Annotated in this window: 18 protein-coding genes; 6 read left to right on the forward strand and 12 right to left on the reverse strand. The window is 58.3% G+C overall.

All coding sequences use genetic code 11. From position 1 onward, the window contains the following. Positions 1 to 24: 24 nt before the first annotated feature. Positions 25 to 2,562, reverse strand: a complete 2,538-nt coding sequence (locus FQ187_RS15200; RefSeq protein WP_149630115.1) for a PAS domain S-box protein — start codon at positions 2,560 to 2,562, stop codon at positions 25 to 27. Between the two features lie 120 nt (positions 2,563 to 2,682). Here FQ187_RS15200 and FQ187_RS15205 point away from each other — a divergent pair, with 120 nt between their 5' ends. Together FQ187_RS15205 and FQ187_RS15210 are read left to right on the forward strand one after the other, a co-directional pair. Continuing rightward, a complete protein-coding gene (locus FQ187_RS15205; RefSeq protein WP_149630116.1) occupies positions 2,683 to 3,792 on the forward strand; it encodes a PilT/PilU family type 4a pilus ATPase in 1,110 nt (369 codons plus the stop codon). Between the two features lie 313 nt (positions 3,793 to 4,105). Then, complete coding sequence (locus FQ187_RS15210) at positions 4,106 to 7,960, forward strand: hypothetical protein (RefSeq protein ID WP_149630117.1); 3,855 nt, start codon at positions 4,106 to 4,108, stop codon at positions 7,958 to 7,960. A gap of 17 nt (positions 7,961 to 7,977) precedes the next feature. Here FQ187_RS15210 and FQ187_RS15215 read toward each other — a convergent pair whose 3' ends face one another. The 11 genes from FQ187_RS15215 to FQ187_RS15265 form a co-directional block, all read right to left on the reverse strand. Then, complete coding sequence (locus FQ187_RS15215) at positions 7,978 to 9,933, reverse strand: acetoacetate--CoA ligase (protein ID WP_149630118.1); 1,956 nt, start codon at positions 9,931 to 9,933, stop codon at positions 7,978 to 7,980. Between the two features lie 78 nt (positions 9,934 to 10,011). Continuing rightward, the gene (hbdH, locus tag FQ187_RS15220; RefSeq protein WP_149630119.1) at positions 10,012 to 10,785 is read right to left on the reverse strand and encodes a 3-hydroxybutyrate dehydrogenase; all 774 of its coding nucleotides are present in this window, start codon (positions 10,783 to 10,785) and stop codon (positions 10,012 to 10,014) included. 7 nt (positions 10,786 to 10,792) lie between these two features. Beyond that, entirely contained in the window at positions 10,793 to 12,184 is a 1,392-nt protein-coding gene (locus FQ187_RS15225) for a GntP family permease (protein ID WP_008150931.1), read from the reverse strand. Between the two features lie 301 nt (positions 12,185 to 12,485). Continuing rightward, entirely contained in the window at positions 12,486 to 13,901 is a 1,416-nt protein-coding gene (locus tag FQ187_RS15230) for a sigma-54-dependent Fis family transcriptional regulator (protein WP_149630120.1), read from the reverse strand. Then, positions 13,898 to 15,481, reverse strand: a complete 1,584-nt coding sequence (locus FQ187_RS15235; protein WP_149630121.1) for an ABC transporter ATP-binding protein — start codon at positions 15,479 to 15,481, stop codon at positions 13,898 to 13,900. The genes FQ187_RS15230 and FQ187_RS15235 overlap by 4 nt, the downstream gene beginning before the upstream one ends. 27 nt (positions 15,482 to 15,508) lie before the next feature. Continuing rightward, on the reverse strand, positions 15,509 to 16,531 hold the full coding sequence (locus FQ187_RS15240) for an ABC transporter permease (RefSeq protein WP_149630122.1): 1,023 nt from the start codon (positions 16,529 to 16,531) through the stop codon (positions 15,509 to 15,511). Then, entirely contained in the window at positions 16,531 to 17,592 is a 1,062-nt protein-coding gene (locus tag FQ187_RS15245; RefSeq protein WP_149630123.1) for a microcin C ABC transporter permease YejB, read from the reverse strand. The genes FQ187_RS15240 and FQ187_RS15245 overlap by 1 nt, the downstream gene beginning before the upstream one ends. Then, positions 17,592 to 19,460 (reverse strand): extracellular solute-binding protein, encoded by a 1,869-nt coding sequence (locus FQ187_RS15250; RefSeq protein ID WP_149630124.1) that lies wholly within the window; start codon positions 19,458 to 19,460, stop codon positions 17,592 to 17,594. The genes FQ187_RS15245 and FQ187_RS15250 overlap by 1 nt, the downstream gene beginning before the upstream one ends. Before the next feature lie 135 nt (positions 19,461 to 19,595). Then, positions 19,596 to 19,877 (reverse strand): peptidylprolyl isomerase, encoded by a 282-nt coding sequence (locus FQ187_RS15255; RefSeq protein WP_008150918.1) that lies wholly within the window; start codon positions 19,875 to 19,877, stop codon positions 19,596 to 19,598. 108 nt (positions 19,878 to 19,985) lie between these two features. Beyond that, the gene (locus tag FQ187_RS15260; protein WP_149630125.1) at positions 19,986 to 20,867 is read right to left on the reverse strand and encodes a triacylglycerol lipase; all 882 of its coding nucleotides are present in this window, start codon (positions 20,865 to 20,867) and stop codon (positions 19,986 to 19,988) included. 289 nt (positions 20,868 to 21,156) lie between these two features. Further along, positions 21,157 to 22,245, reverse strand: coding sequence for a 3-deoxy-7-phosphoheptulonate synthase (locus FQ187_RS15265; RefSeq protein WP_149630126.1), 1,089 nt, complete (start codon positions 22,243 to 22,245; stop codon positions 21,157 to 21,159). A gap of 625 nt (positions 22,246 to 22,870) precedes the next feature. Here FQ187_RS15265 and FQ187_RS15270 point away from each other — a divergent pair. From FQ187_RS15270 to uvrC, 4 genes are all read left to right on the forward strand, one after another. Then, entirely contained in the window at positions 22,871 to 23,629 is a 759-nt protein-coding gene (locus FQ187_RS15270; RefSeq protein WP_149630127.1) for a carbon-nitrogen hydrolase family protein, read from the forward strand. Next, complete coding sequence (locus tag FQ187_RS15275; protein ID WP_149630128.1) at positions 23,629 to 24,072, forward strand: N-acetyltransferase; 444 nt, start codon at positions 23,629 to 23,631, stop codon at positions 24,070 to 24,072. The genes FQ187_RS15270 and FQ187_RS15275 overlap by 1 nt, the downstream gene beginning before the upstream one ends. A 126-nt stretch (positions 24,073 to 24,198) precedes the next feature. Continuing rightward, positions 24,199 to 24,840: a UvrY/SirA/GacA family response regulator transcription factor gene (uvrY, locus tag FQ187_RS15280; RefSeq protein WP_123368181.1), complete on the forward strand. Its 642-nt coding sequence runs from the start codon at positions 24,199 to 24,201 to the stop codon at positions 24,838 to 24,840. A 2-nt stretch (positions 24,841 to 24,842) separates the two neighbouring features. Further along, positions 24,843 to 26,666, forward strand: a complete 1,824-nt coding sequence (gene uvrC, locus FQ187_RS15285; RefSeq protein ID WP_056741535.1) for an excinuclease ABC subunit UvrC — start codon at positions 24,843 to 24,845, stop codon at positions 26,664 to 26,666. Positions 26,667 to 26,669 lie beyond the last annotated feature (3 nt).

The raw sequence follows: 26,669 nt of genomic DNA on the forward strand, positions 1-26,669 counted from the left end.
GGGGGGGCGCGATTATGCCTTAACTCAGTCCGGTTGACCGATCATCGCGCGAATCTTGTTGGCCAACAGGTCAATGGAAAAGGGCTTGGCCACCATGTCCATGCCTTCCTCCAGAAAGCCCTGGCGCTCGGCGGCTTTTTCCGCGTAACCGGTCATGAACAGCACTTTGAGTTCGGGGCGGTGCTGACGCGCAATCTCCGCCAGTTGCCGACCGTTCATCCCAGGCAGGCCGACATCGGTGACCAGCAAATCGACCCGCAGGTTGGATTCCAGCAGGGGCAGGGCGGTCTTCGCGTCTTCGGCTTCATGGGCGTGGTAACCCAGCTCGTTGAGCAAGTCGAGCACCAGCATGCGCACCGCCGGATCATCCTCCACCAACACCACGGTTTCACCGGCAATCGCGGCGGGCGCCTCGCCGGTGACCGGCATCAGGATATTTTCCGGCTCGCCAGCGTCTAGCCGTGGCAGGTACAGACGCACGCTGGTGCCCTGGCCTGGCAAGCTGAAAAGGCTGACATGACCGCCCGACTGCTGGGCAAAACCATAAATCATCGACAGCCCAAGACCGGTGCCCTGGCCGATGGGTTTGGTGGTGAAGAACGGGTCGAAAGCCTTGGCCAGCACCGACGGCGTCATGCCGGTGCCGTTGTCGCTGACGGCAATCATCAGGTAATCCCCGGCCTTGACCGGTTCCAGGGTGTTGATGTCACTGCTGTCGAGGTAAACGTTGGCGGTTTCGATCCGCAACTCGCCGCCATCGGGCATGGCGTCCCGGGCGTTGATCACCAGATTGAGCAGGGCGTTTTCCAGCTGGCTGACGTCGGTGCTGACCGGCCAGACATCATCGGCCAGTTGCAGTTTGAGCTCGATGTGGTCGCCCTTGGTCCGACTGAGCAGATCTTCCAGGGAATGGATCAGATCATTGGCGTTCAGCGGTTTGCGGTCCAGGGACTGACGCCGGGAAAACGCCAGCAGGCGATGGGTCAGGGCGGCGGCGCGGTTGGCCGAGGACACGGCCGCCTCGGTGAAACGGCCCACCTCGGCGGCGCGCCCGTCGGCGATGTAGCGCTGCATCAAATCGAGGCTGCCGATGATCCCGGTGAGCATATTGTTGAAGTCATGGGCGATGCCGCCGGTGAGCTGGCCGAGCGCTTCCATCAGCTGCGCATGGCGCAACGCCTCTTCGGCGCGCTCGCGTTCGAACATCTCGTTCTGCAGTCGCTGGTTGGCTTCGGCCAGTTGTTGGGTGCGGGCGGCGACTCGTTCCTCAAGGGTCTCGTTGAGGTAGCGCAGGGCTTCTTCGGTCTGTTTGCGCTCGGTTTCGTCAATCACAAAGATGTAGAAACCATTGACCGCACCATCCGCGCCGTGGCGCGGCAAGTAGTTCATCAGGGCATGGCGGATGCTGCCGTCACGGTGCGGGGTGCTGATGCTGAAACAACAAGGCTTGCCGGACAGTGCCTGGGCGATGTACTCGGCGCGCAAGGCATAGGCTTCTTCACCCAGTACTTCATGGATGGTTTTGCCAAAGAGCTCCTGAGGCGTCAGCCCGTACCAGTCGAGGTAGGCTGCATTGTTCAGGCGAAAGCGTTCCTCGCGGTCCACGTAGCTGATCAGGATCGGCATGGCGTTGATGATCAGTTGCAGCTCTGTCTGACTTTGCCGCAAGGCTTGTTCTGTGTGTTTACGTTCGGTCAGGTCCAGGACTGCGCCGAGGAAGCGGATCGGCCGGCCATGGTGGTCCTTGTAGCAGCGACCCCGGGCAAACACCCAGCGCAGTTGGCCGTCGGGTTGCAGCAGGCGATATTCCTCGGCGTACTCGGTGCCGTGGGTGATGGAGTGTTTGATGCTGCGGGCGACCATGGCGCGGTCTTCCGGATGCACGCCCTGAAGATAGGCGCTGATGGGCAACTGATTGGCGAGCAGCGGGTCGATGCCATGTAATTGGGCGAAGTGGGTGTCGGCAATGAAGCGGTCTTCGCCGATGTCCCAGTCCCAGGTGCCGACGGCGTCGGTGGCAGCGAGGGCCAGTTGCAGGCGCTCCTCGGTTTCGTGCTGGGCCTTGAGGCTGGCGGCCGAACGCTGCTCGAGTTCGAGGGCGATGCGTCGGCGTTCGTTGGTTTCGATGGCCGTGACCAGAATCCCGGCGACCTGGGCGCTTTCATCGCGGATGGGGCTATAGGTCAGGTCCAGCCAGAAGTCGGAATCATGGCCATTACGCTGCAAGGTGAAGCGCTGTTCGCTGTAGGTCCGTACCTGTCCTTGTAGGACGGCGCTGTAAATGGGGTCGGTAAAGTCTTTTAACTCAGGCCAGATCAGGTGTGTCGGCTGTCCGAATGCGTGTGGATGCTTGCTGCCGGCCAACAGGGCGAAGCCGTCGTTGTAGATCTGCGTGAGCTGCGGGCCCCACAGCAACAGCATCGGCATCGGCGAATGAATCACGATATCCACGGCGGTTCGCAGGCTTTGCGGCCAGGTACTGGCAGCGCCCAGCGGGCTGCGTCTCCAGTCCAGTCGGGCAATCAAGGCCTGGGCATCGCTGCCGGTCGGTGATGCGTTCATCAAGATGTCCTGCACTTAAGTCGGTGTAGCGGTGTCAACTATCCTTGTACCGCAGTAGACGCTGGATGACCCAATTTGGGTCATTTTTATTCATTGAATGCTTCGCGGGTGTTTTTTGCCATGGAAATCGATGCACTGTTAAGGCTCCTGGCCAGCCAGAATGGCTCCGATCTTTATCTGTCTACCGGTGCGCCACCCAGCGCACGGTTCGAGGGAGTGCTCAAACCCTTGGCCGATCAGCCGTTCAAACCGGGAGAAGTCGCGGCCATTGCCGCGTCCATCATGGACGCCGAACAGCGTCTGGAGTTCGATCGGGAGCTGGAGATGAACCTGGCGATCTCTTTGACCGGTGTCGGGCGCTTTCGGGTCAATGTCTTCAAACAACGCAACGATGTGTCGATCGTGGCGCGCAATATCAAACTCGACATTCCGCGTTTCGAAGACCTCAAACTGCCGTCGGTACTGCTCGAAACGGTGATGCTCAAACAAGGACTGATGCTGTTCGTCGGCGCCACCGACTCGGGCAAGTCGACTTCGCTGGCAGCATTGATCGACTACCGCAATCGCCACAGCAGTGGCCACATCATCACCATCGAAGACCCGGTCGAGTACATCCATCGGCACAAGCAGTCGATCATCAACCAGCGAGAGGTCGGCGTCGATACCCGCAGTTTTCACGCCGCATTGAAAAATACCCTGCGCCAGGCACCTGACGTGGTGCTGATCGGCGAAATCCGTGACCGCGAAACTATGGAGCATGCACTGGCGTTTGCCGATACCGGTCATCTGGTGATCTCCACCCTGCATGCCCACAACGCCCATCAGGCGCTGGACCGCATCATCAATTTCTTTCCCGAAGAGCGCCGGTCGCAGTTGCTTCATGATCTGGGCAACAACCTCAAGGCGTTCGTGTCCCAACGGTTGGTGCATACCCGTGACGGTCAGCGACGGGCGGCGGTGGAAGTGATGATTGGCACGCCAACCATCGGCGACCTGATTCGGCGCAATGAGTTTTCAGAACTGAAGGGGATCATGGAGAAGTCTTCAGAGGCGGGGATGCAGACCTTCGATGGGGCGCTGTTCGAACTGTTTGTCGAGGGTGCGATCGATGAGGCAGAAGCGTTGAAACATGCGGATTCATTAAACAACCTGCGCCTGCGGCTGAAAATGCACGCCGAGGCCACGCCCGGCCCCCATACACCACCGGGTGAATGGGGGCTGATGGACTGACATCACAGGAGTTGCCTTCGGCAGCTCCTGTAACAAGTTGGTTGTCGCAGGTGTTATCGGTGAGAAGAATTAAAGCATGCTGATTGTTGACTAATAGCCTGAAGTTGCATCTGAAACTTTAGGGGGCGCTTCTGTAAGTTACTTGATGTTCTATGCGCAGGACTTGATGGGCTGATTATTGGCTGGCTAGTTGTGCTATGTTTGGTCTGTCGGAAATGTTACTTAATAGATTGGCGGTGGATTGCTCGGCCTGAGTAAGTAAGATCTGCCTGGGCTGAATGAGTCAGTCAGTTAATTTACTAAGGGTTGGGCTATGCATTTCGAATTAAGGGGTAAGCTTTATAAGTCTCTGGGTAATTTCGGCAGAGAGGAGTCGTTGCGTCAAGACGCGGATGCAGCTGAGCGGAAATTGATTTTGGACAAACTGAAAGATTGTCTGGCAAATTACAGTGGCGACGAACCAATAGACTGGTTTGACTACGAGATGGAGTTGCAGAAGGGCTCATCTTTGTATGAGGTCTATGTGCCTGGAAGCGTTCTGTTGAACGAATTGCTCAGTACGGTTGCAATAAGAAGCGCACTAACCCAGGAAAATTTGAATGACGCCGAACTTATTCGTGTTACCGATTCTGGCAAGCTGGAAGTGTATGACGGCCATGGTTGGAGAGATCTCGTCGCACTGGGATATTTTGCCCATCGTGAGGCTGTCCGAGCTTCAATGGAGGTCTTGGCGGATATTGCCAAAGAGGTCGGAGGTTGTCTTTGGGCGGACAACATTGTAATTATTGATCAGTGGCTTCAATTTTATGGCTTTGATGTGCCAACGTCCGTTGCGCAGCTCAGAAACCTGATCGGCTACTTCGAGTTTGACTTTCCTGAAGTCGATCATTTTGGCAGTTATTGGGGGCAGATCATCACCGATGATCAATCGTTGATCGTATTGTCTGCCGAGCAACTTAATGATATTCGTCAGGCCACTGCAAAACTTATAGCTCCAGACGAAAAGCTGCTGGATAAACTGTACCGCGAAACGGGTGGCACTATTGCAACGCACGATAACGCCGCCGAACGTATCGTTCAGTTGGTCAAGCATCCGGCGGCCCAAGCCTGCGCCAGGAAACTCCTGAAGGAACTGGACTGGTTCGGTGCAAAATCCGGGCAAGACGTCTATGCACAGGATCTTGGGCAACTATTGATAACGGCTATTTTGCTGGAGCTGTATCCGCACATTGGTAACGCTCAAGCCAGAAAGAGTATCGGCGGGCTCGATTTGTATGCACCGACCAATGTCGAACGATCTTCGTCGGTCGTGCGCAAGGAGCTGGAAACCTTTCTACACAGCAAAGGCTGGGTGAATCCTGTTGTGGCGCCATTGGCATCGAACCTGCTGCTGGCGGAAATCGCGCCAGAATTTCTGGTCAAGGGTGTCCCTTCGTCGCTGATGATGGGTTCGGTTGGCTGGGTGTCCTTCTGCGTTGGAGTTGCCCTGGTGGAAGCGGTCACCAAGGGAGCATCGCGGGTTTTGACGTATACGCAGATTATGGCGTATGCCGAACTGGAGCCAGTCAGTGATCCACTGGCACGTCTGCGGGGTTTGACAATGATCGATCCAATCGTTGACTGGGCCCTGATTAATGGCGTGGTGACGACAACGGAACTTAAGCAAGCGGAAAAGGAAACGACGGAGCGGGCAATCACTGTGTTCGAGGAGTACGTGGACGGCACGCACCTTGCCCGAGCCTACACCAGCCCCATTCCAAGCAGAAAAGACTTCGCACGGGCGGCGATTATGGGCGTCGAGCCAACTTGTGCCCTGGAAGATAAAACGCTCTATCAGCGACCCGGCCTGTATGCCTCACCTACCGCCATGTCTATGGTCGACCTGCATATGTCTGGTGACCTGGTGGGTGGCGAGTGGGATCTGCTTGGGGTTTTCCCCGACGAACACGCTTACGGTGCGCCCGATTTACTTTCAAGTATTACCAATCAAAAACATAAAGGTTACTACGATCCATCCATAGTAAGCATTCACAAAAGCTATCCGAGGCTGCAGCGGCTGGAGCCTAATGATCATAAGTATCACCGCCAACTTCGGGGTTACCTCGGCAATTTGAATAATGCGGTGGTCAGAAATGTGAAGATGGCCCTTTCACACATGCCTCCCTTCGATCTGGAAACTTTTCTGAAAGGTAAGATCACCTTCTTCACCCTTCGCGGAGCGGCGATAGAGACATCTTCCAACCGTTTTGGGGGGCCGTTGATACTTGAAGCAGACTATGAAACCCAACAAGGCAAAGATGCTGTCACGGGGCGTTTTGGTATTGTCATGTGCGCTTCTCATGGAAACACTGTTACGTGCTATGAACTGTTTACCTTACGTGGTGAACTACGTAGAAACAACACGCTTGGTGCGTTGATCGCCAACACAGGGAAATTGCAGGGCGCCGCCAGAGTAGATTTTAAAGGTGATCTAAAAACGCAACAGGTGCCGACGAATCCAGAACGATTACCGATTATCCTTAGTGAATACACCCATGGTCTTCTAGAGGCCAGTTCGGCCAGCAGTAGCGTGGCGATAATTGACAAGTTGGGTGAACTTTCCGCGCCCGCTACGCCGTCGGAGCGGAAGCAGAGCGTTTATCAAAATTTTGATAATTCGCAGATTGTTCGAATTGCTAGGTTCATCGTCAACAATCGTCCGATGATGACGTTTGACGAACTTGAAGCAGTCACCACTGTGCCAACAGTGCTTGAAAGCCAGCGCAAAAAAGGCGAAGAAAACGCGACGTATATTGTCGATCTGGTCGTTCCCTTTAAAAAGTGCATCGAGGATCTATCTTCCGGGGAACACAATAAGATGGTCGATGGGATGTATGGCTGCGTTATGGATGTCATTGCAGTGGGTGGAGCGTTTGTGGGGGCTGGTGCCAAAGCACTGAGCATCTCGGCGAAGGCTATCTCCACGGCTTCCAAAGCCGCCCGCCTGACCAAGCTCGCTTTCGTCACATCTGTTTCCCTCTTCAATCCCGTGGATGGCGTACCTACGGCATTGTTCGGAGTCGGGAAACTTGTCCATAAGGGGGCGCTGCGATTTACCAGGCAGGCTCACGAGATGCTCGGACTGGCGCGATCCCAGTTGCACAAACTCAATGGCCGTCATAAAACCTACGATCTGATTTGCGCAGCCAAAAGCGCCGATGCCACCGGACAGGGTACCTGGCGACCCCGTGGTGCAACCGGTGACACGCTAACGGTGGTGGCAGAGCGTAGCGCCCAACAATGGTATGCCCTTGATCGACTGGGCAAACCCTGGGGACCAAAACTGAACAACTTCACCTTTCAGGCACCTATCAGGTTGCCGCAATTCAGTAAGACATTGCCCGTCAGCTATACCCGACAGTTCATTGAGCAAAGTTTGCCGCTGGCGCGTACAAAAATCGAAAACGCGATCAACGTCTTTACCCGTCTTGACTTAACGAAGGAACGCAACGCAATCATCAAGGTACTGATGGGAAGCAACTCGAGCGATGCATTCGAACGGTTGTTGAACTATCTGAGATTGGTCAGGGCAGACTTTGCAGGTCTTTCCATCAGTAATATTTTTCTCGATCCGCTCAAGAACACTAACAATATTGCTGCTTTCAACATGGACGCTTACAAGCAATGGAAAGATGCAAAAGACCAATCCGACACGAAATTCATCGAAATCTATACGCCCAATCTCAACAAGCACTTCATCGGTCTGGGCTTCAACCATGACGTCGTGGCAGACGACTTGATTCATGAGGTGTTCCACGGTGTTTCACAGACCGAAGATGTCAGCTATGCGCGCGATGCAGGGCGCACCGGCGAAAGAGGGCAATTGCTGGATGTGGTTTCGCTGCTGAACTTGGCGTCGGGACGTCTGCCGGTTACGGATGAAGGCCGTGCTTGTCACGCCAGTTCCAAAGCCTTTGAAAATGCGGACTCACTGGCTGTGACCACCTCGCTACTGAGCCAGCTGTATACGGACAAAGATAGTTATGAACTCAATATGTCCACCCTGCGCGGCGCGCTTGAAGCAAACCCCGGTAGCGCGATTGACGAGCCGGTCCTGATCACTCTGAACAACTCTATTGCGCCGAATCCTGCCAGTGGAAGGCGCCCACCTGGTTCGCACATGGATTAACACACACGCATGATCGTTTAAGTTCCGAGTTCCGGCCGATCCCGAAACTGCTCAAGCGCATCGGGATTGGCCAAGGCATCGGTGTTTTTTACCTTCTCACCATGCACCACGTTGCGCACCGCCAGTTCCACGATTTTGCCGCTGATGGTGCGCGGTATATCGGTCACCGCGACAATCTTCGCCGGCACATGCCGTGGCGTGGTGTTGGCGCGGATGACCTGGCGGATCTGTTGTTGCAGCGCTTCGTCCAGATCGACACCCTCGCGCAATCGCACGAACAGCACCACCCGAACGTCATCCTGCCACTGCTGACCGATGGCCACGCTGTCGAGAACCTGCGGGACTTTCTCCACCTGACGGTAGATTTCCGCGGTACCAATGCGCACGCCTCCGGGGTTGAGTACGGCGTCGGAGCGTCCGTGGATCATCATCGAACCATGGGGTAATTGTTCGGCGTAATCGCCTTGGGCCCAGACACCGGGGAACTGACTGAAATACGAGGCGCGAAGCTTTTCCTGCTGAGGGTCATTCCAGAACCCGATGGGGATTGCCGGAAAGTGACGGGTGCACACCAGCTCACCTTTTTCGCCGATCACCGGCTGGCCGTCGTCGTTCCAGACTTCCACTGCCATGCCCAGGCTTTTGCCCTGTATCTCGCCACGGCGCACCGGTTGCAGCGGGTTGCTGTTCACAAAGCACGAAACGATGTCAGTGCCGCCGGACATCGAGGCCAGGCACAGGTCAGGCTTGAGGTCGCGGTAGACATAATCGTAACTCTGCGGCGACAACGCGGAACCGGTGCACAGCAGGGTTTTGAGGCTGCCCAGGTCATGGCTTTCGCGAGGTTTGATTCCGCTGCTTTCCAGGGTCGCGAGGTACTTGGGGCTGGTGCCGAAGACACTGATGCGTTCGTCGTCGATCAGGTCGATCAGGCGCTCGGGGGCGGGATGAAACGGCGAGCCGTCGTACAGCACCACCGCGCTGTCTACGGCCAGCGCCGAGACCAGCCAGTTCCACATCATCCAGCCGCACGTGGTGTAGTAGAACAACCGGTCGCCGGGGCCGAGGTCGCAATGCAATCCGTGTTCCTTGACGTGTTGCAGCAACACGCCACCGGTGCTGTGAATGATGCATTTCGGCACGCCGGTGGTGCCGCTGGAATAAAGGATATACAGCGGATGAGCGAAGGGCACGGCAACGAAATCCGGCTCGCCGCCAGCGTCGTAGAAATCATCCCAGAGCGTCACGTTGGCCCGGGTGTGGAAGTGTTCGATGTGCGCTTGCGGTCGGGCGTAAGGCACAACAATCAACTGCTGCAAGGATGGCAAGCGTTCGAGGATTTCATTGACCTTGACGGTCTGGTCGATGTCCTTGCCGGCATAGCGGTAACCGGCGCAGGTGATCAGCACTTTGGGCTCGATCTGGCCGAAGCGATCGATTACGCCCTGGGTGCCGAAGTCCGGGGAGGAGCAGGACCAGATCGCTCCCAAACTGGTGGTGCCGAGCATCGCCACCAGGGTTTGCCAGGTATTGGGCATGCACGCCGCGACGCGGTCACCGAGGCCGACACCGGCGGCTTTCAAACTGTTTTGGAAGCCGGCGACATGTTCGGCCAGTTCTGCCCAGGTCAGGTGTTCACGCTGGCCGTTCTCGCCGATGGCAATGACCGCCACGGCATCGTCGCGACGGCGCAGCAGGTGTTCGGCGAAGTTCAGGGTGGCGCCGGGAAACCATTGGGCGCTGGGCATTTGCGCGCCTTCAACCAATACAGCGTCCGGTTGATCGTGGAAACGGATGTCGAAGAAATCGACGATGGCCTGCCAGAACGTGACCCGCTGATCGATGGACCATTGATGCAGGGCAGGGTAGTCGTCGACGTGGAGGTTGTGTCGCTGATTGATGAAGCGCCGAAAGGCCTCCATGCGGGTCTTGCCGATGCGCTTGGCGCTGGGTTGCCAGAGGATGTCGGACATGGCTTGCCTCTTCTTGTTGTTCAGATCGTTCCCACGCGGACGGTTCGACGCCTCGACGTGGGAACGATTATCTGTGGGTTACTGCGCCAACCACCCACCATCAATATTCCACGCCGCGCCACGCACCTGGCTGCCGGCTTCACTGCACAAAAACAGCACCAGTTCGCCCAATTGTGGCGGCGTCACAAACTCCAGGGAAGGCTGCTTCTCGGCCAGCAAATCATGCTGCGCCTGTTGCGGGTCGATCCCTTTGGCGATGCGGTCATCAATCTGCTTCTGCACCAGTGGCGTCAGCACCCAGCCCGGGCAGATGGCGTTGCAGGTGACATTGGTAGTGGCGGTTTCCAGCCCGACCACCTTGGTCAAACCGATCACCCCATGCTTGGCCGCCACGTAAGCCGCCTTGCCCACCGACCCGACCTGGCCATGCACCGAAGCAATGTTGATGATCCGTCCCCAACCCTTGGCGCGCATGCCCGGCAGGCTCAAGCGGGTGCTGTGGAATACCGACGACAGGTTGATCGCAATGATCGAATCCCAGCGCTCCACCGGAAAATCCTCCACCGACGCCACATGCTGAATACCGGCGTTGTTGACGAGGATGTCCACGCCGCCAAACTCGCGCTCGGCGTAGGCGATCATGTCGGCGATCTGCGCCGGGTTGCTGACGTCGGCCGGGTGATGGCCGACCTTGCCACCGAATTGCTCGACTTCGGCAATCACTTGAGACGCATCACCGAAACCGTTGAGGATCAGGTTGGCGCCAGCCTTGGCCAGGCTGAGGGCGATGCCCAGGCCGATGCCGCTGGTGGAACCGGTGACCAGTGCAGTCTTGCCGGAAAGAGTCGTCATGAATACCTCACACAATGCCAGTGGCGTAGAAAGTACCGATCACCACAAAAACCGCCAGGGTCTTGATCAGCGTAATACAGAAAATGTCTTTGTAGGCTTCGCGGTGGGTCAGGCCAGTGACCGCCAGCAAGGTAATCACCGCGCCGTTGTGCGGCAGGGTGTCCATGCCGCCACTGGCCATTGCAGCCACGCGGTGCAGCACTTCCAGCGGGATGTTGGCGGCATGGGCCGCTGCGATGAAGTCATTGGCCATGGCCGCCAGCGCAATGCTCATACCGCCCGACGCCGAACCGGTGATGCCGGCCAGCAAGGTCACGGTGATCGCTTCGTTGACCAGCGGATTGGGAATGCTTTTGAGCCAGTCGGCCAGCACCAGGAAGCCTGGCAGCGAGGCGATGACTGCGCCAAAGCCGTACTCCGACGCGGTGTTCATCGCCGCCAGCAACGAACCGCTGACCGCACTTCTACTGCCCTCGGCGAGTTTGCCGCGAATCGCCTGGAAGCCGAATACCAGCACCATGATGATGCCGACCAGCAAGGCTGCCTGAACGGCCCAGATCGCCGTGAGTTTGGCGATGTCGGTGGTCACCGGCGCGGCCATGCCCGGCAGCGCGAGGCTGTGAGTCTTGCCGTACCACTGGGGAATCCACTGGGTAAACAGCAGGTTCATGATGCCTACCGCCAGCAGCGGCGACAGTGCAATCCATGGGTTTGGCAGTTTGATGTCGGCAGCGGTTTCCGGTTCGTTGCGCAGTTCGGTGCCATACCCCTCACCGGCGCGCTGAGCCTTGTTGCGCTGGCGCTGCAGAAACAGCATGCCGGCGCAGACCACGAAGATCGCGCCGATCAAGCCCAGCCAGGGCGCGGCCCAGGCGGTGGTGTTGAAGAAGGTGCTGGGGATGATGTTCTGGATTTGCGGGGTGCCGGGCAGGGCGTCCATGGTGAACGAGAAGGCACCGAGGGCGATGGTCGCCGGGATGAGTCGCTTGGGAATATTGCTCTGGCGGAACATTTCAGCGGCAAACGGGTAGACCGCGAACACCACCACGAACAGCGACACGCCGCCGTAGGTCAGCAGGGCGCAGACCAGCACGATCACCAGCATCGCCTGACGGGTGCCGAGGAGGCGAATCGCCGCGGCGACGATGGAGCGCGAGAAGCCCGACAGCTCGATCAGCTTGCCAAACACTGCACCGAGCAGGAACACCGGGAAATACAGTTTGATGAAGCCGACCATTTTCTCCATGAACACCCCGGTGAAGGCGGGGGCGACGGCGGAAGGGTCGGTGAGCAGGACGGCGCCGAGGGCGGCAATCGGGGCAAAGAGGATAACGCTGTAGCCACGGTAGGCCGCGAGCATTAGCAGCGTGAGAGCTGCCAAGGCAATGATCACACTCATGGTGTGTCTCCTGGATTGTTATTTTTGTAGGGTGGATCTGTTGTGGGAAAGGGCTTTAGCGGGTTTCGTGCCAGACACGCAAGCTGTTGAAATATAAGGACATATGGAGAGTGTTTGAGTTGAGTTTCAGTTGGGTGTCTCTGGTTTGAGACTTGTATCGGTAATGCCGGCCTCATCGCGAGCAAGCTCGCTCCCACAGGTTGACCGAGTTGCGCACAAGAATGCGGTCAAATGTGGGAGCGAGCTTGCTCCGGGCGGCGTTCCGACGATGCTCTGTCTACAAGTGGAGATGCATGTCTCTTTATAGAGACTCTGCAATCCCCAGAGCCACCATTTTCTTGTACAACGTCGACCGCCCCAGCCCCAATCGTGCCGCCGCTTCAACAACCTTCCCGCCGCATTGCGCGAGGGTGGCCTCAATCAACTGTCGATCAAACCGCTCCCGAGCCTCACTGAAAGTCTCATGCGCAACCGGTTCAATCGTCACAGGCACCACGCGCTCTACCGGTGTGAACGTACCAATCGCCGCGCGGATATCTGCGGCATTCAGCATCAAGTCATCACTGAGCAGTGCCGCCCGCTCCAGCACGTTGCGCAGTTCACGAATATTACCCGGCCAGGCATGTTGACCCAGCAGTTCCAGGGCTTCGCGGTTTAATTCGTGCTGACTGCGCAGCTCCTCCAGAATCGCTTCACTGAGGGCTGGCAGGTCATCGAGTCGATCACGTAGCGGCGGAACCTGGATGGGCAGCACGTTGAGGCGGTAATACAGGTCGGCGCGAAATTCGCCGCGTTTGATCGCGGCTTCCAGATCCGTGGAGGTCGCGGCAATCACCCGCACATCGCTCTGGATCACTTCGTTGGAACCCACCGGCTCGAATTCTTTCTCCTGCAGTACCCGCAGCAGTTTGCTTTGCAGTGGCAACGGCATGTCGCCGATTTCATCGAGAAACAGTGTGCCGCCCTGGGCGATCTGTAACTTGCCAGCGCGACCCTTGCGATCGGCGCCGGTAAACGCGCCGGGCGCGGTGCCAAAGAATTCCGCTTCCAGCAACGATTCGGGAATCGCCGCGCTGTTGATGCTGACAAAGGCTTTATGCGCGCGCGGCGAAGCGCCATGGATCGCCTGAGCCAGCAGCTCTTTGCCGGTACCGGTTTCACCGAGCAGCAACACCGGGGATTCCGCGCTCGCGCTGCGTCGGGCACGGCGTTTGACTTCGAGGCTGGCGGCGCTGGTGCCGATAAAGTGCGCGAAGTTGTACTTGGTCTGCCGCGCTCGCAGCAGCGAGCGGGTGGACGCCAGTTCTGCCTGCATGCTCATGTAGCGCTTGAGCATCGGTGAAAGGCTGCGCAATTCATCGAACAGCGCAAACCCGATGGCACCGATCACCACACCGGCATCGTCATGAATCGGCAGGCGCATCACCACCAGTGGTTCTTTGGGGGTGTCCTGCATATCGAGCAAGATCGGCCGTCCCGTGCGCACCACCTCGCGCAACAGACTGCCGGGGATCACACTTTCGCAGGCCTTGCCGATCGCCACTTCCGCCGATTCCAGGCCGAAGCGCCGGGCATAGCGCTCGTTCATCCAGACGATGTTGGCGTCGCGGTCGACAATCACCGTGCCTTCGCTGGACTGCTCGATGATCTCGAACAACGAACGGATGGCCAGCAAGCGAACACGCTGGTAGTCCTTGAGGCTTTCGGTGGTGTTCATCGAACGGCTCCAGGATGCGCCGCCGCCAACAGCTCTTTGGTATACGGATGCTGCGGCGAATCGAACACGTCGTGGCTGGCACCGCTTTCCACCACTTTGCCGTCCTTGATCACGATCATGTCATGAGCCAGGGCACGGACCACTGCCAGGTCGTGGCTGATGAACAGGTAGGTCAGGCCGTGTTTTTCCTGAAGTTGGCGGAGCAGGGCGACCACTTGTTTTTGCACCGTGCGATCCAGCGCCGAGGTTGGTTCGTCTAGCAGGATCAGCGCCGGTTTCAGCACCAGCGCCCGGGCGATGGCGATGCGTTGGCGTTGGCCGCCGGAAAACTCGTGCGGGTAGCGATGACGGCTTTGCGGATCAAGTCCGACTTCCACCAATGCCCGAATCACTTCGGCTTTGCATTCGTCAGCCGTCAACTGGCTATGCACCTCAAGGCCTTCACTGATGATCTGCGCCACGGACATCCGCGGGCTGAGGCTGCCGAACGGGTCCTGGAACACCACCTGCATTTTCTTGCGCCACGGCCGCAGCTGTTTTTGCGTCAGGCTGTCCAGCGCTTCACCTTGAAAGCGAATGCTGCCTTCGGAGTCGAGCAAGCGCAGGATCGCCTGCCCCAGCGTCGACTTGCCGGAACCGGATTCGCCCACAATGCCCAGCGTTTTGCCGCGCTGAATGTTCAGGCTGATGCCGTCCACGGCCTTCAGGTAGGTCTTGCGTTGAAACAGCCCGCCGCCAAGGGCGAACTGCACCCGCAGATTGTCCACTTCCAGCACGTTCTCGCGCTCGTCCCGGGGCAGTGCTTCACCTTCAGGTTCGGCATTCAGCAAGACGCAGCTGTAAGGATGTTTCGGTTCGGTAAACAGCGTTTCGCAAGGTGCCTGCTCGACGATTTCCCCGGCCTTCATCACGCAGACGCGTTGGGCAATGCTGCGCACCAGATTGAGGTCGTGGCTGATCAGCAGCAGCGACATGCCGAGGCGCTGTTGCAGGGATTTGAGCAGCAGCAGGATCTTGCGCTGCACCGTCACGTCCAGCGCTGTGGTCGGCTCGTCGGCGATCAGCAACTCCGGTTCGCAGGCCAGGGCCATGGCGATCATCACCCGTTGCCGCTGGCCGCCGGACAATTGATGGGGGTAGGCCTTGAGCCGCTCTTTGGGCTTCTGAATGCCGACCAAATGTAGCAACTCGAGGATCCGCGCTTGCGCCGCTTTACCGGCCAGGCCCTTGTGCAGCAGCAGGGTTTCGCCGATCTGCTTTTCGATGCTGTGCAATGGGTTGAGCGAGGTCATGGGCTCCTGGAAGATCATCGCGATGCGGTTACCCCGCAGTTCTCGCAACACCTTGGTCGGCGCGCCGACCAGTTCCTTGCCGCGATAGCGAATGCTGCCTGTGGTTTCGGTATCGGTCTCGGGCAGCAGTTGCAGGATCGAGTGAGCGGTCACCGACTTGCCGCAGCCCGACTCACCCACCAGCGCCAGGCATTCGCCAGGGCGGATGTCCAGGCACAGATTGCGCACCACGGTCTGGCCGCTGAAGGCCACGCTGAGGTCACGGATTTCGATCAGGTTGTTACTCATATCAACAGTCCGCGTCATGGCCAAGGATCAAGATCGTGGATCGAAAGCGTCACGTAACGCCTCCCCGATAAACACCAGTAAAGAAAGAATCAGCGCCAGGGTAAAAAATGCCGTTAATCCCAGCCACGGCGCTTGCAGGTTCTGCTTGCCCTGACCAATCAATTCGCCCAGCGATGCACTGCCAGCGGGCATGCCGAAGCCGAGGAAGTCCAGCGCGGTGAGGGTGGAAATCGCCCCGGTCAGAATGAACGGCAAGTAGCTCAGGGTCGCGTTCATCGCGTTGGGCAGGATGTGCCGGACGATAACCTTGCGGTCGGTCAGGCCCAACGCCCGGGCGGCTTTGACGTATTCCAGGTTGCGTCCGCGCAGAAACTCGGCGCGCACCACGTCCACCAGGGCCAGCCAGGAAAACAGCGCCATGATCCCCAGCAGCCACCAGAAATTGGGCTCGACGAAACCCGACAGGATGATCAGCAGGTACAGCACCGGCAGCCCCGACCAAACCTCCAGCAACCGTTGACCGATCAGGTCGACCCAGCCGCCGTAATAACCTTGCAGGGCGCCGGCAGCGATGCCGATCAGTGCACTGACAAAAGTCAGCATCAAGGCAAACAGGATCGACACCCGAGCACCGAAAATCACTCGGGCCAACACGTCTCGCGCCTGGTCGTCGGTGCCCAGCCAGTTGACCTTCGTCGGCGGGCTAGGCGCTGGTTGATTGAGGTCATAGTTCGGCGTGTCGTCGCTGAAGGGGATTGGAGGGAACAGCATCCAGCCACCGTCCTGGTGAATCAGCTGCTGCACATAATCGCTGCGGTAGTCCGCCTGGAACGGCAGCTGCCCGCCAAATTCCTGCTCGGTATGACGCTTCAGGGCCGGGAAGTAGAGTGAGCCCTGATAACTGACGATCAGCGGTTTGTCGTTGGCGATCAGTTCGCCGCCGAGAGTCAGCAGGAACAGGCCGACAAACAACCACAGCGACCACCAGCCGCGCCGGTTTTTCTTGAATCGCTCGAAACGACGACGACCTAACGGCGAGAGCTTGAACATCAGGCGTTCCTCGATGCGAAGTCGATGCGCGGGTCAACGAGGGTGTAGCAGAGGTCGCCGACCAGTTTTATCAAGAGACCGAACAGCGTGAAGATGAACAGCGAACCGAATACCACCGGGTAGTCCCGTGAAACCGCGGCCTCGTAACTCATGCGACCCAGGCCGTCGAGGGAGAAGATCACTTCGATCAGCAGGGAGCCGGCGAAAAATACGCTGATGAACGCCTGGGGAATCCCCGAGACCACCAGCAGCATGGCGTTGCGAAACACGTGGCCGTAGAGCACTCGGCGTTCGCTCAACCCCTTGGCGCGGGCAGTGACCACGTACTGGCGTGTGATTTCATTGAGGAAGGAGTTCTTGGTCAGAATGGTCAGCGTGGCGAACCCGCCGATCACCAGTGCCGTCACCGGCAATACCAGGTGCCAGAAGTAATCGGCGATTTTGCCCACGGTCGACAGCGATTCGAAGTTGTCCGAGACCAGGCCGCGCACCGGGAACCAGTTCAGCGAGGTGCCACCGGCGAAGATCACGATCAGGAACATCGCGAACAGGAACGCCGGCATGGCGTAGCCGATGACGATCGCGGTGCTGCTCCAGATATCGAAATGGCTGCCGTGGTGCACGGCCTTGCGGATGCCCAAAGGAATCGACACCAGGTAGGTGATCAGCGTTGCCCAGAGCCCAAGGGAAATGGTCACCGGCATTTTTTCCAGGATCAGGTCGGTGACGGTCGCGCCGCGGAAAAAGCTCTTGCCGAAGTCCAGGTGCGCGTAACTGGTGAGCATCAGCCACAGACGTTCGTGCGCCGGCTTATCGAAGCCGTATTGCTTTTCGATGTCCTTGATCAGTTGCGGGTCGAGGCCGCGACTGGATCGGGAGGTGCCGGACATGCGTTCGCCGGAACCGCCGCCGACACTCGCGCCGCCGATGCCTTGCAAGTGTGCGATGGCCTGTTCTACCGGGCCACCCGGCGCGGCCTGGACGATGATGAAGTTGACCAGAAGAATAATCACCAACGTCGGAATGATCAGCAGCAGACGCCGCAGTATGTAAGCCCACATCAGTGCGGCCCTCCGGGTTTGCCACGGCTGATTTGCTCAGCGGTCATCTGTTGGTTGGTCAGCGGCGTGGTGCTGATTTCCCACCAGCTCTCGATGGCTTCGTCATTGCTCGCTTGTTCGTTGGGCCTGCCGAAACGATTCCACCACACGGTGGAGCTGCCCGGCGGGTAGTAGTTGGGAATCCAGTAGTAGTTCCATTGCAGCACCCGGTCCAGGGCGTGGGCGTAGTGCAGCATTTCGGGTTGGGTGGTGGCGCGAACCAGCCCGGCGATCAGTGTGTCGACCGCCGGATTTTTCAAGACCATGTAGTTGTTGGCGCCAGGGTCGTTGGCCGAGACCGAGCCGAAGTAATTGAGCAGTTCACCCCCGGGCGACGTCGTGACCGGGTAGCCGGTCACGATCATGTCGTAGTCGCGGCTCATCAGGCGATTCACGTATTGGGACGAGTCGATGCGGCGGATGTTCATGTCGATGCCGATCTGTTTCAGGGTGCGCTTATAAGGCAGCAGCAATCGATCCATGCCGTTCTGGCTGACCAGGAAAGTGAAACTCAATGACTTGCCTTCGGCATTGACCAGTTGATCGCCACCGGGTTTCCAGCCGGCCTGTTCGAGCAAATCGAGTGCCTGCAACTGTTTGTCGCGTATCACGCCACTGCCATCGGTTTTCGGCGCTTGGAAAACCTGGGTGAAAACTTCGTCGGGGATCTGCCCGCGCAACGGTTCGAGAATCGCCAGTTCGCCGGCGTCCGGCAGGTGTCGGGCGGCGAGGTCGGTGTTGGAAAAGTAGCTCTGCTGGCGGATGTACATGTCGCGCATCATCTGCCGGTTGCTCCACTCGAAATCCCAGAGCATGGCCAGCGCCTGACGCACTCGACGGTCCTGGAACAGCGGGTTTTGCAGGTTGAACACAAAACCCTGAGCCGTTTGGGGAGCTTGCGTTGCCAGGTGCGCCTTTTGCAGGCGCCCGTCACTCAGGGCCGGGCCGTCGTAGCCGATGGAGTAACCGGTGGCGGAAAATTCGCGGTTGTAGTCGTAGGCACCGCCGCGCAGAACCTGGCGGGCGACGTCGGTATCGCCGAAGTACTCGATGCTGAAAAGATCGAAGTTGTAGAGGCCGCGGCTGACCGGTAGATCCTTGCCCCACCATTCGGCATTGCGCGTGAAGGTGATGCTGCGGCCGGAGTCGACCTTGCTCACTCTGTAAGGGCCGCTGCCCAAAGGCGGCTCGTAACCGCCTCCATTGGCGAAGTCGCGACTCTTCCACCAATGCTCGGGAAACACCGGCAGGGTCGCGATATCGAGGGGCAGGGTACGGTTCTCATTGCTTTTCAAGTCGAACCGAACTGTCAGAGGTGATTCCACTTCGACGCCTTTTACGTCGGTAAATTGGGTGCGATAACGCAGGCTACCCTGGGTCATCAACAGGTCGAAGGTGTAGCGCACGTCTTCGGCCGTGATCGGTTTGCCGTCCGCGAAACGGGCCTTGGGGTTCAGGTAGAAGCGCAGGAACAAACCGTCGTCCGAGCGCTCCATCTGCTGCGCCACCAGGCCGTACACGGTGTAAGGCTCGTCCAGCGAACGCTGGGCGAGGGGCGAGTAAAGCAGGCCGTCGATCTGTGTGACGCCAATGCCTTTATCGATGTAGGGCAACATATGATCGAAATGACCGATTTCGACGGCCGAGCGGCGCATCGTGCCACCCTTGGGGGCTTGCGGGTTTGTGTAGGCAAAATGACTAAAGCCGGCAGGATACTTCGCCGGTTCACCGTACACGGTCAAAGCATGCTGCGGTGTTGCATTCACACCGGTGACGCTCAACAACAGGGCCACGGCCGTGAACAATAAAGTAGGGAAAGCCAGTCGCATTGTCAGCCTTAGAGCCGGGTGGTCAGTAACCGCAATTTGTACGCTAGCGGCGCATCCCTCGCCACTCGTATCACGTATCCGAAACACAACGGCCCACCAAAAGGCGGGCCGTTGTGCAGAAAACTTAAGGGTAGATCAGTCCTGACGGCTGGTCACTTCCAGCAGGTGGTAACCGAACTGGGTCTTGACCGGGCCTTGCACCACGTTGATCGGTGCGCTGAAGACCACGGTGTCGAATTCCTTGACCATCTGGCCTGGACCGAACGAACCCAGATCACCGCCCTGGCGGCTGGATGGGCAAGTGGAGTTGGCTTTGGCGACTTCGGCGAAATCAGCGCCGCCTTCGATTTGGGCTTTCAATTCGTTGCACTTGGCTTCGCTGGCAACGAGGATGTGACGGGCAGTGGCTTTAGCCATGGTGAAATACTCCTTTCAATGTTCAGTAAAGTGCGGATCCTACCGGATTCAGTGGTCTATTTCTCCTCAAAGTTCCGTCCGGGCCATGCAGGCCCGTATGGCAATCCTTTATAGACCGGCATTTCTCAGACGCTCCGCATGCTGCACATACAGGGCAATCGGGTCGATGCCCTTGCGCAACGGACCGGCGGTCTGGCTGAGGCTGTCCAGATGATCCAGCGGATAGTCGGACCGGATGACTTTGCCCAAATGGGAGCTGTAGCGGCCAACCAGGCCGTCGTTCTGCTCGGGTTCGGTGGTGAAGTAGTGGGAAAAGGCGCGGAGGAACCCGTGCATCGGACTCAGAGCATCAAGCCCTTTGTCGAGGATGTCGCCCTGCAGGGTGCCGCTCCAGGAGTAATAACGTACGCCGTCGACCAGTTCTCGACCCTTGCCACCCCAGGTTTTCGGCAACCCCTGGGGGTACTTGTCGTTGAACGCGCCTACGCCTTCGGTGGTCAGGGCATTCAGCGCGGCGATGGCGTTCTGCGGCAGGTGACGGTGGCCGCTGAGCAACGATAGAAAGTCTGCAAACAACGTTGCAACAGTCGCGGCGACGTGTTCCGGCAGTCGCCCGGGCGTGAGCGCCTTGCGCAAGAAGTCGGCCAGTTCCGAGCCGTGATTCGGTCCGCTGACGGACGTCACCGAAGCGATTGCTTCCGGCGCTGTCGCTGCCGCATAGCGTGCAGCGAGTGCACCTTGGCTGTGGCCGATCAGGTTGACTTTGTTTGCACCGGTTCCTTCCAGTACCCGTTCGATCTGCGCCAGAAGTTGGTCGCCGCGGACTTCATTGCTATGGGTAGCCGACAAATGCGGGATAAACACTCTTGCGCCTGCACTCCTGAGGGCCTGCTTGACGTCATGAAAGAGTTCGACCTTGCCGATGCGATCGAAGCCGAAGAGCCCGTGGACCAACAGGATCGGATACTGAGTAGTTGCATTCCGTAGCATGTTCTTTCCTTTTTCGCAGTCGTTCAGAAGTGTGTTGATGGGCTCACTCTAAAGCACACCCGCTGTTCGGCGTTGTATGAAAAAGCCGCTGTAACCTGATGAAAACGGAATAGAAAATGTAAGAAAGTTCGAAAGTACATGAGGTCTTGGTCGGAATATTTGGACATCTTTTTATCTGTAACAGAGCGTTTTCCTGCGATGGCCTACTTCGGGAACACCCTTTGCCTGTTAATAGTGTCTCGATTCCGACGTCCAGTCCTCGCTGGGAGGACTGGACGTTGGGTGTGGCTCACGCCGATTGTTGATCCCTGCTTTGCGCTCTGAGCCGATCGGCTGCCTGGCGTAACAATAATTCCGTCCCGTTCCAGCCAAGGCAGCCGTCCGTGACTGACACGCCATAGCGCATTGACGGGCCCAGCGATTGGCAGCCTTCGAACAGATGACTCTCGATCATCATGCCGATCAGTGATCGATCACCTTGCAGTCGCTGTTCAAGCACATCGTTAAACACCGCTGGCTGACGCAACGGGTCTTTGCCGCTGTTGGCATGGCTGCAGTCGACCATGATCCGGGCCGGGATCTTCAGGTTGGTCAAATCGCTGTTCACCCGGGCGACGCTGTCGCGGTCGTAGTTCGGCCCGCTGTGTCCGCCACGCAGCACCAGGTGGGTGTCGGGATTGCCCGGCGTTTGAATGATTGCCGGATGACCCTGGCTGTCGACACCGAAATGGCGATGCGGATGGGCGGCAGAGCGCATGGCGTCGCTGGCCACACCGACACCACCATCGGTGCCGTTCTTGAAGCCGACCGGCATGCTCAGGCCGCTGGCCATTTCACGGTGGATCTGCGACTCGGTGGTGCGAGCGCCAATGGCGACCCAGCTCAGCAGATCGTCGAAGTAGCCGGCAGCCATCGGTTGCAGCAGTTCGGTGGCAATCGGCAGTCCCAGGCGGAGCATTTCGCGCATCAACTCGCGGGACAGGGTCAAGCCGCCGGCCATGTCATCGCTGCCATCCAGGTGGGGATCGTAGGCCAGGCCTTTCCAGCCGACCGTGGTGCGGGGTTTTTCGACGTAGGCGCGCATCACCAGCAGCATTTCATCACTGACCTCGGCGGCGAGGCGGGCGAGGTTGCCGGCGTATTCGAGGGCGGACTGAGGGTCGTGAATCGAGCAGGGACCGACGATGACCAGCAGACGGGAGTCTTCACCGTTGAGGATCGCGCGAACCGCCTGGCGGTGGGCGGCGACTTGCTGGGTCAGGGGGTTGCTGAGTGGCAGTTGCTGTTTGAGTTGCAATGAGCTGGGCAGACGCAGGGTCAGCGCTTCATTGGCAGGGCTCAAGGTGGACAGCGGCAGAGCAGAGACGAACGAGTTCATATTCGGGTTTCCTGGGCTGGCGGCGGGTTCGTTCCCGCGCACTCGGCCCTACTGGGGTGTTCGACAATTGGCCGGATTGGCTGCGTGTGTGTGCTTGCCACCTGTGGGTGACCGATCGGAGGCGGCAGGCTGTCCCGAGCGGAGGCTGCTAAATCGCCAGGCGGTAAAACTGTCGTAACGGTAGTAAGTGGCGTAGTTCATTTTTTAATCCTCTGGTTGTCTGGTGTGTCGCTAAAAATGTGCGGGGCTGAAAAAACAAAACCCCCGGTCGGGAAGCCGACCGGGGGTTGAGAATTCTCTGGTGGCGACCCGTTTAAAGTGGGCGCCGTGTGGGTATCAGGCGCGCCAGTGGCTAAACCAATACCCAAAATAAAAGCTGACCGGAGCACAAACGTCATTCACCCGGGCAGCCGCTACCGAGCGCAGGGCGCTGACGGTACGAAGCTGTGAGAGGGTGCTGGACATGGTTTGTCTCCGATGAGTGCGCCGAGCTTACTCGAGGCCGGTACGTGGATTCAATCAGAAAATGCTATCGATCACCGACGGCATTTTCTATCGCTTGAGTGCGTCGCCGGTTGTGACACACTTTGTGTTCCACTTACGTACAACGCCACAGGGACGAACCATGACGCCACTGATCATCGCCGCTGCTCAATCGATCTCCATCGCCGGCGACCTTGCCGCAAACATTGTGTGGCATCAGCGCTTCATGCAAGTTGCCGCTGAGCAGGGCGTGCAATTACTGGTGTTCCCGGAGTTATCACTGACCGGGTACGAGCGTGGACTTGCGGCTGAATTGGCCATTTCGCCAAGCGCCGAGGTGCTGCAACCGCTACGGGATTTCGCGCGGGAAGTCGGTGTGGCGACTGTCGTCGGGATGCCGATTCGGCTGTCGGAAGATTCGCCAGTATTGATTGGGGCGCTGGTGTTGGGTGTCGATGGCTCTCTAGGGGTCTATAGCAAGCAGCATTTGCATCCAGGCGAGGAGGTGGCATTTGCACCGGGAACCGGCGGTTCGACCCTGACCATAGGTGCCGATACGGTCGCGTTGGCGGTGTGCGCGGATTTCTCTCACGCCAATCATGCCGCTGCAGCGGCGCAGCAAGGCGCCGATCTCTATGCGGCGGGCGTGCTGATCACGGAAAACGGCTACGCCCCGGATACCGCCTTGTTGCAAGGCTACGCCAGCGCTCATTCGATGACTGTCCTGATGGCCAACCATGGCGGTGCAACGGGTGGCTGGGAATCGGCAGGACGCAGCGCGATCTGGGCGTCGGACGGCTCGCTGGTTGCAGCCGCACCGGGTACAGGCAACCTGATGGTTGTGGCTCGCCGCGATGCTGATGGCTGGAAGGGGCAATTTGTGGAGGTTGCATCGAGGTGATGGTATTTGAATTACGTCCCGCGACATCCCGGGACCTCGACTTCGCTCGTGAACTGACCCGCAACAACATGCTCCGCTATTACATTCAGCACGATCTGCTGTGGCAGGACGAAGGTTTCGATGTTGGTTGGGCAGGGCGCGAGAACTGGTTGATTGTGAGTGGCAGTACCGTGTTGGGCTTTTTCAGTCTGAGTCGTGACGCCAAAGCCCTGTACATCCGCGAACTGCACGTCCTCGAAGCGTTTCGAGGGCAGGGCGCCGGTGCCTGGACGATTGATCAGGTATTCGCCACGGCGTGCAAGGAACGGCGTCCGGCTTTGCGTTTGACGGTTTTTGAAAATAATCCCGCGCAAGCGTTGTATGAGCGAAAGGGCCTGAAGGTGGTCGGCACAGACGCGTGTTTCCTGAGAATGCAGCGCGATACCGATGCCTCGCCCGGCTGAAACACGCATGCGACAAGCCTTTCAAGATGTATTGAAACTTTTTATATGACGCTTGCCGCTAGGTCTGCCAGTTGCTTTTTGCTAAGGTGTCGGCAACCCAATAAGACCATATCGCGAGGTGTCTGCTTGATTAGGGTGCTAGTAGTCGATGACCATGATCTCGTTCGTACAGGCATTACACGAATGCTGGCTGACATCGATGGCCTGCAAGTAGTCGGCCAGGCTGAGTCCGGGGAAGAATCCCTGCTCAAGGCGCGTGAGTTGAAACCCGATGTGGTCCTGATGGACGTCAAGATGCCCGGTATCGGCGGTCTTGAAGCCACGCGCAAATTATTGCGAAGTCATCCGGATATCAAAGTCGTCGCGGTCACCGTGTGCGAAGAAGATCCGTTTCCTACAAGGTTGTTGCAGGCTGGTGCCGCGGGTTATCTGACCAAGGGTGCCGGGCTCCCGGAAATGGTCCAGGCTATCCGCCTGGTGTTTGCCGGGCAGCGCTACATCAGCCCGCAAATTGCACAGCAACTGGCGATCAAATCCTTCCAGCCGACCAATGATTCGCCTTTCGACACCTTGTCGGAGCGGGAAATCCAGATCGCGTTGATGATTGTCGGCTGTCAGAAGGTCCAGATCATTTCCGACAAACTGTGTCTGTCGCCAAAAACCGTGAACACTTACCGTTACCGCATTTTCGAAAAGCTTTCGATCAGCAGCGATGTCGAGTTGACGCTGTTGGCGGTTCGTCATGGCATGGTCGATGCCAGCCTCTGAAAATGACTGAAGTCTTCGATCCAAGCGCCTTTCTGTCGACGGTCAGTGGGCGTCCCGGTGTGTATCGCATGTTCGACAGCGAGGCACGCCTGCTCTACGTCGGCAAGGCCAAGAACCTCAAGAATCGTCTGTCGAGTTATTTCCGCAAATCCGGTCTTGCGCCCAAGACCGCGGCACTGGTCGCGCGTATCGCTCAGGTCGAAACGACGATTACAGCCAATGAAACCGAAGCCTTGTTGCTTGAGCAGACGCTGATCAAGGAGTGGCGTCCGCCCTACAACATCCTGCTGCGCGACGATAAATCCTACCCCTACGTCTTTCTCTCGGATGGTCAGTTTCCACGCTTGAGCATCCATCGCGGTGCAAAAAAGGCCAAGGGCAAGTATTTCGGCCCTTATCCCAGCGCCGGCGCCATTCGCGAAAGCCTGAGCCTGCTGCAGAAGACGTTTTTTGTTCGTCAGTGCGAAGACAGCTATTACAAGAACCGCACCCGTCCTTGCCTGCAGTATCAGATCAAACGCTGCAAGGCGCCCTGTGTCGGGCTGGTGGAACCTGAGGTATACGCTGAAGACGTACGGCACTCGGTGATGTTCCTTGAAGGGCGCAGCAATGCGCTGACGGACGAGTTGTCCGCAGGAATGGAAGAGGCGGCGATCAACCTCGAATTCGAGCGTGCGGCCGAGTTGCGGGATCAGATTTCATTACTGCGCCGGGTCCAGGACCAGCAAAGCATGGAAGGCGGGACGGGCGATGTCGACGTGATCGCAGCGTTTGTCAATCCGGGTGGGGCCTGCGTTCATTTGATCAGTGTGCGTGGTGGGCGGGTGCTGGGGAGCAAGAACTTCTTTCCTCAGGTGGGTATTGAAGAGGACGTTTCTGAAGTCATGGCGGCGTTTCTCGGCCAGTACTTCATCAGCAGTCCTGAGCGCGACTTGCCGAGCGAACTGATCGTCAACGTGGTTCACGAAGACTTCCCGACCCTGATCGCGGCCATCGATGAGCTGCGTGGTCGCGAATTGACCATCAGTCATAGGGTTCGTGGTACGCGGGCACGCTGGCAACAGTTGGCGGTCACCAATGCCGAGCAGGCCCTGGGAGCGCGACTGGCCAACCGTCAACACGTTGCTGCACGTTTCGATGCGCTGGCAGAAGTGCTGAACCTGGACGAACCGCCACAGCGCCTGGAGTGTTACGACATCAGTCACTCCAGCGGCGAAGCGACCGTGGCATCCTGCGTGGTGTTCGGCCCCGAAGGTCCGATCAAGTCCGACTACCGTCGCTACAACATTGAAGGCGTCACCCCGGGCGATGACTACGCCGCGATGCATCAGGCCCTGACCCGACGATTCAGCAAACTGAAGGACGGGGAGGGAAAGCTACCGGACATTTTGCTGGTGGACGGTGGCAAGGGGCAGCTGTCCATGGCCCGCGACGTGCTCAACGAGCTGGCCGTGCCTGATCTGATTCTGCTGGGCGTAGCCAAGGGCGCCACGCGAAAGGCCGGTTTCGAAACCCTGTACCTGAACGATGCTGCCCACGAATTCACCTTGCGTGGCGATTCCCCCGCGCTGCATTTGATCCAGCAGATACGAGACGAGGCTCACCGTTTCGCGATTACCGGACACCGCGCCCGTCGTGGGAAAACTCGCCGCACGTCTACACTGGAGGGCGTTGCCGGTGTCGGACCGACCCGTCGCCGCGATTTGTTGAAACATTTTGGTGGATTGCAGGAGCTGTCTCGTGCCAGCATCGAAGAGATCGCCAAAGCACCCGGGATCAGTAAAAAGCTCGCAGAGTTGATTTATGCCAATCTGCACAGCGAGTAGAAT

The organism is Pseudomonas sp. ANT_J28, assembly GCF_008370005.1.
In the GTDB taxonomy this organism is placed as follows: domain Bacteria; phylum Pseudomonadota; class Gammaproteobacteria; order Pseudomonadales; family Pseudomonadaceae; genus Aquipseudomonas; species Aquipseudomonas frigoris.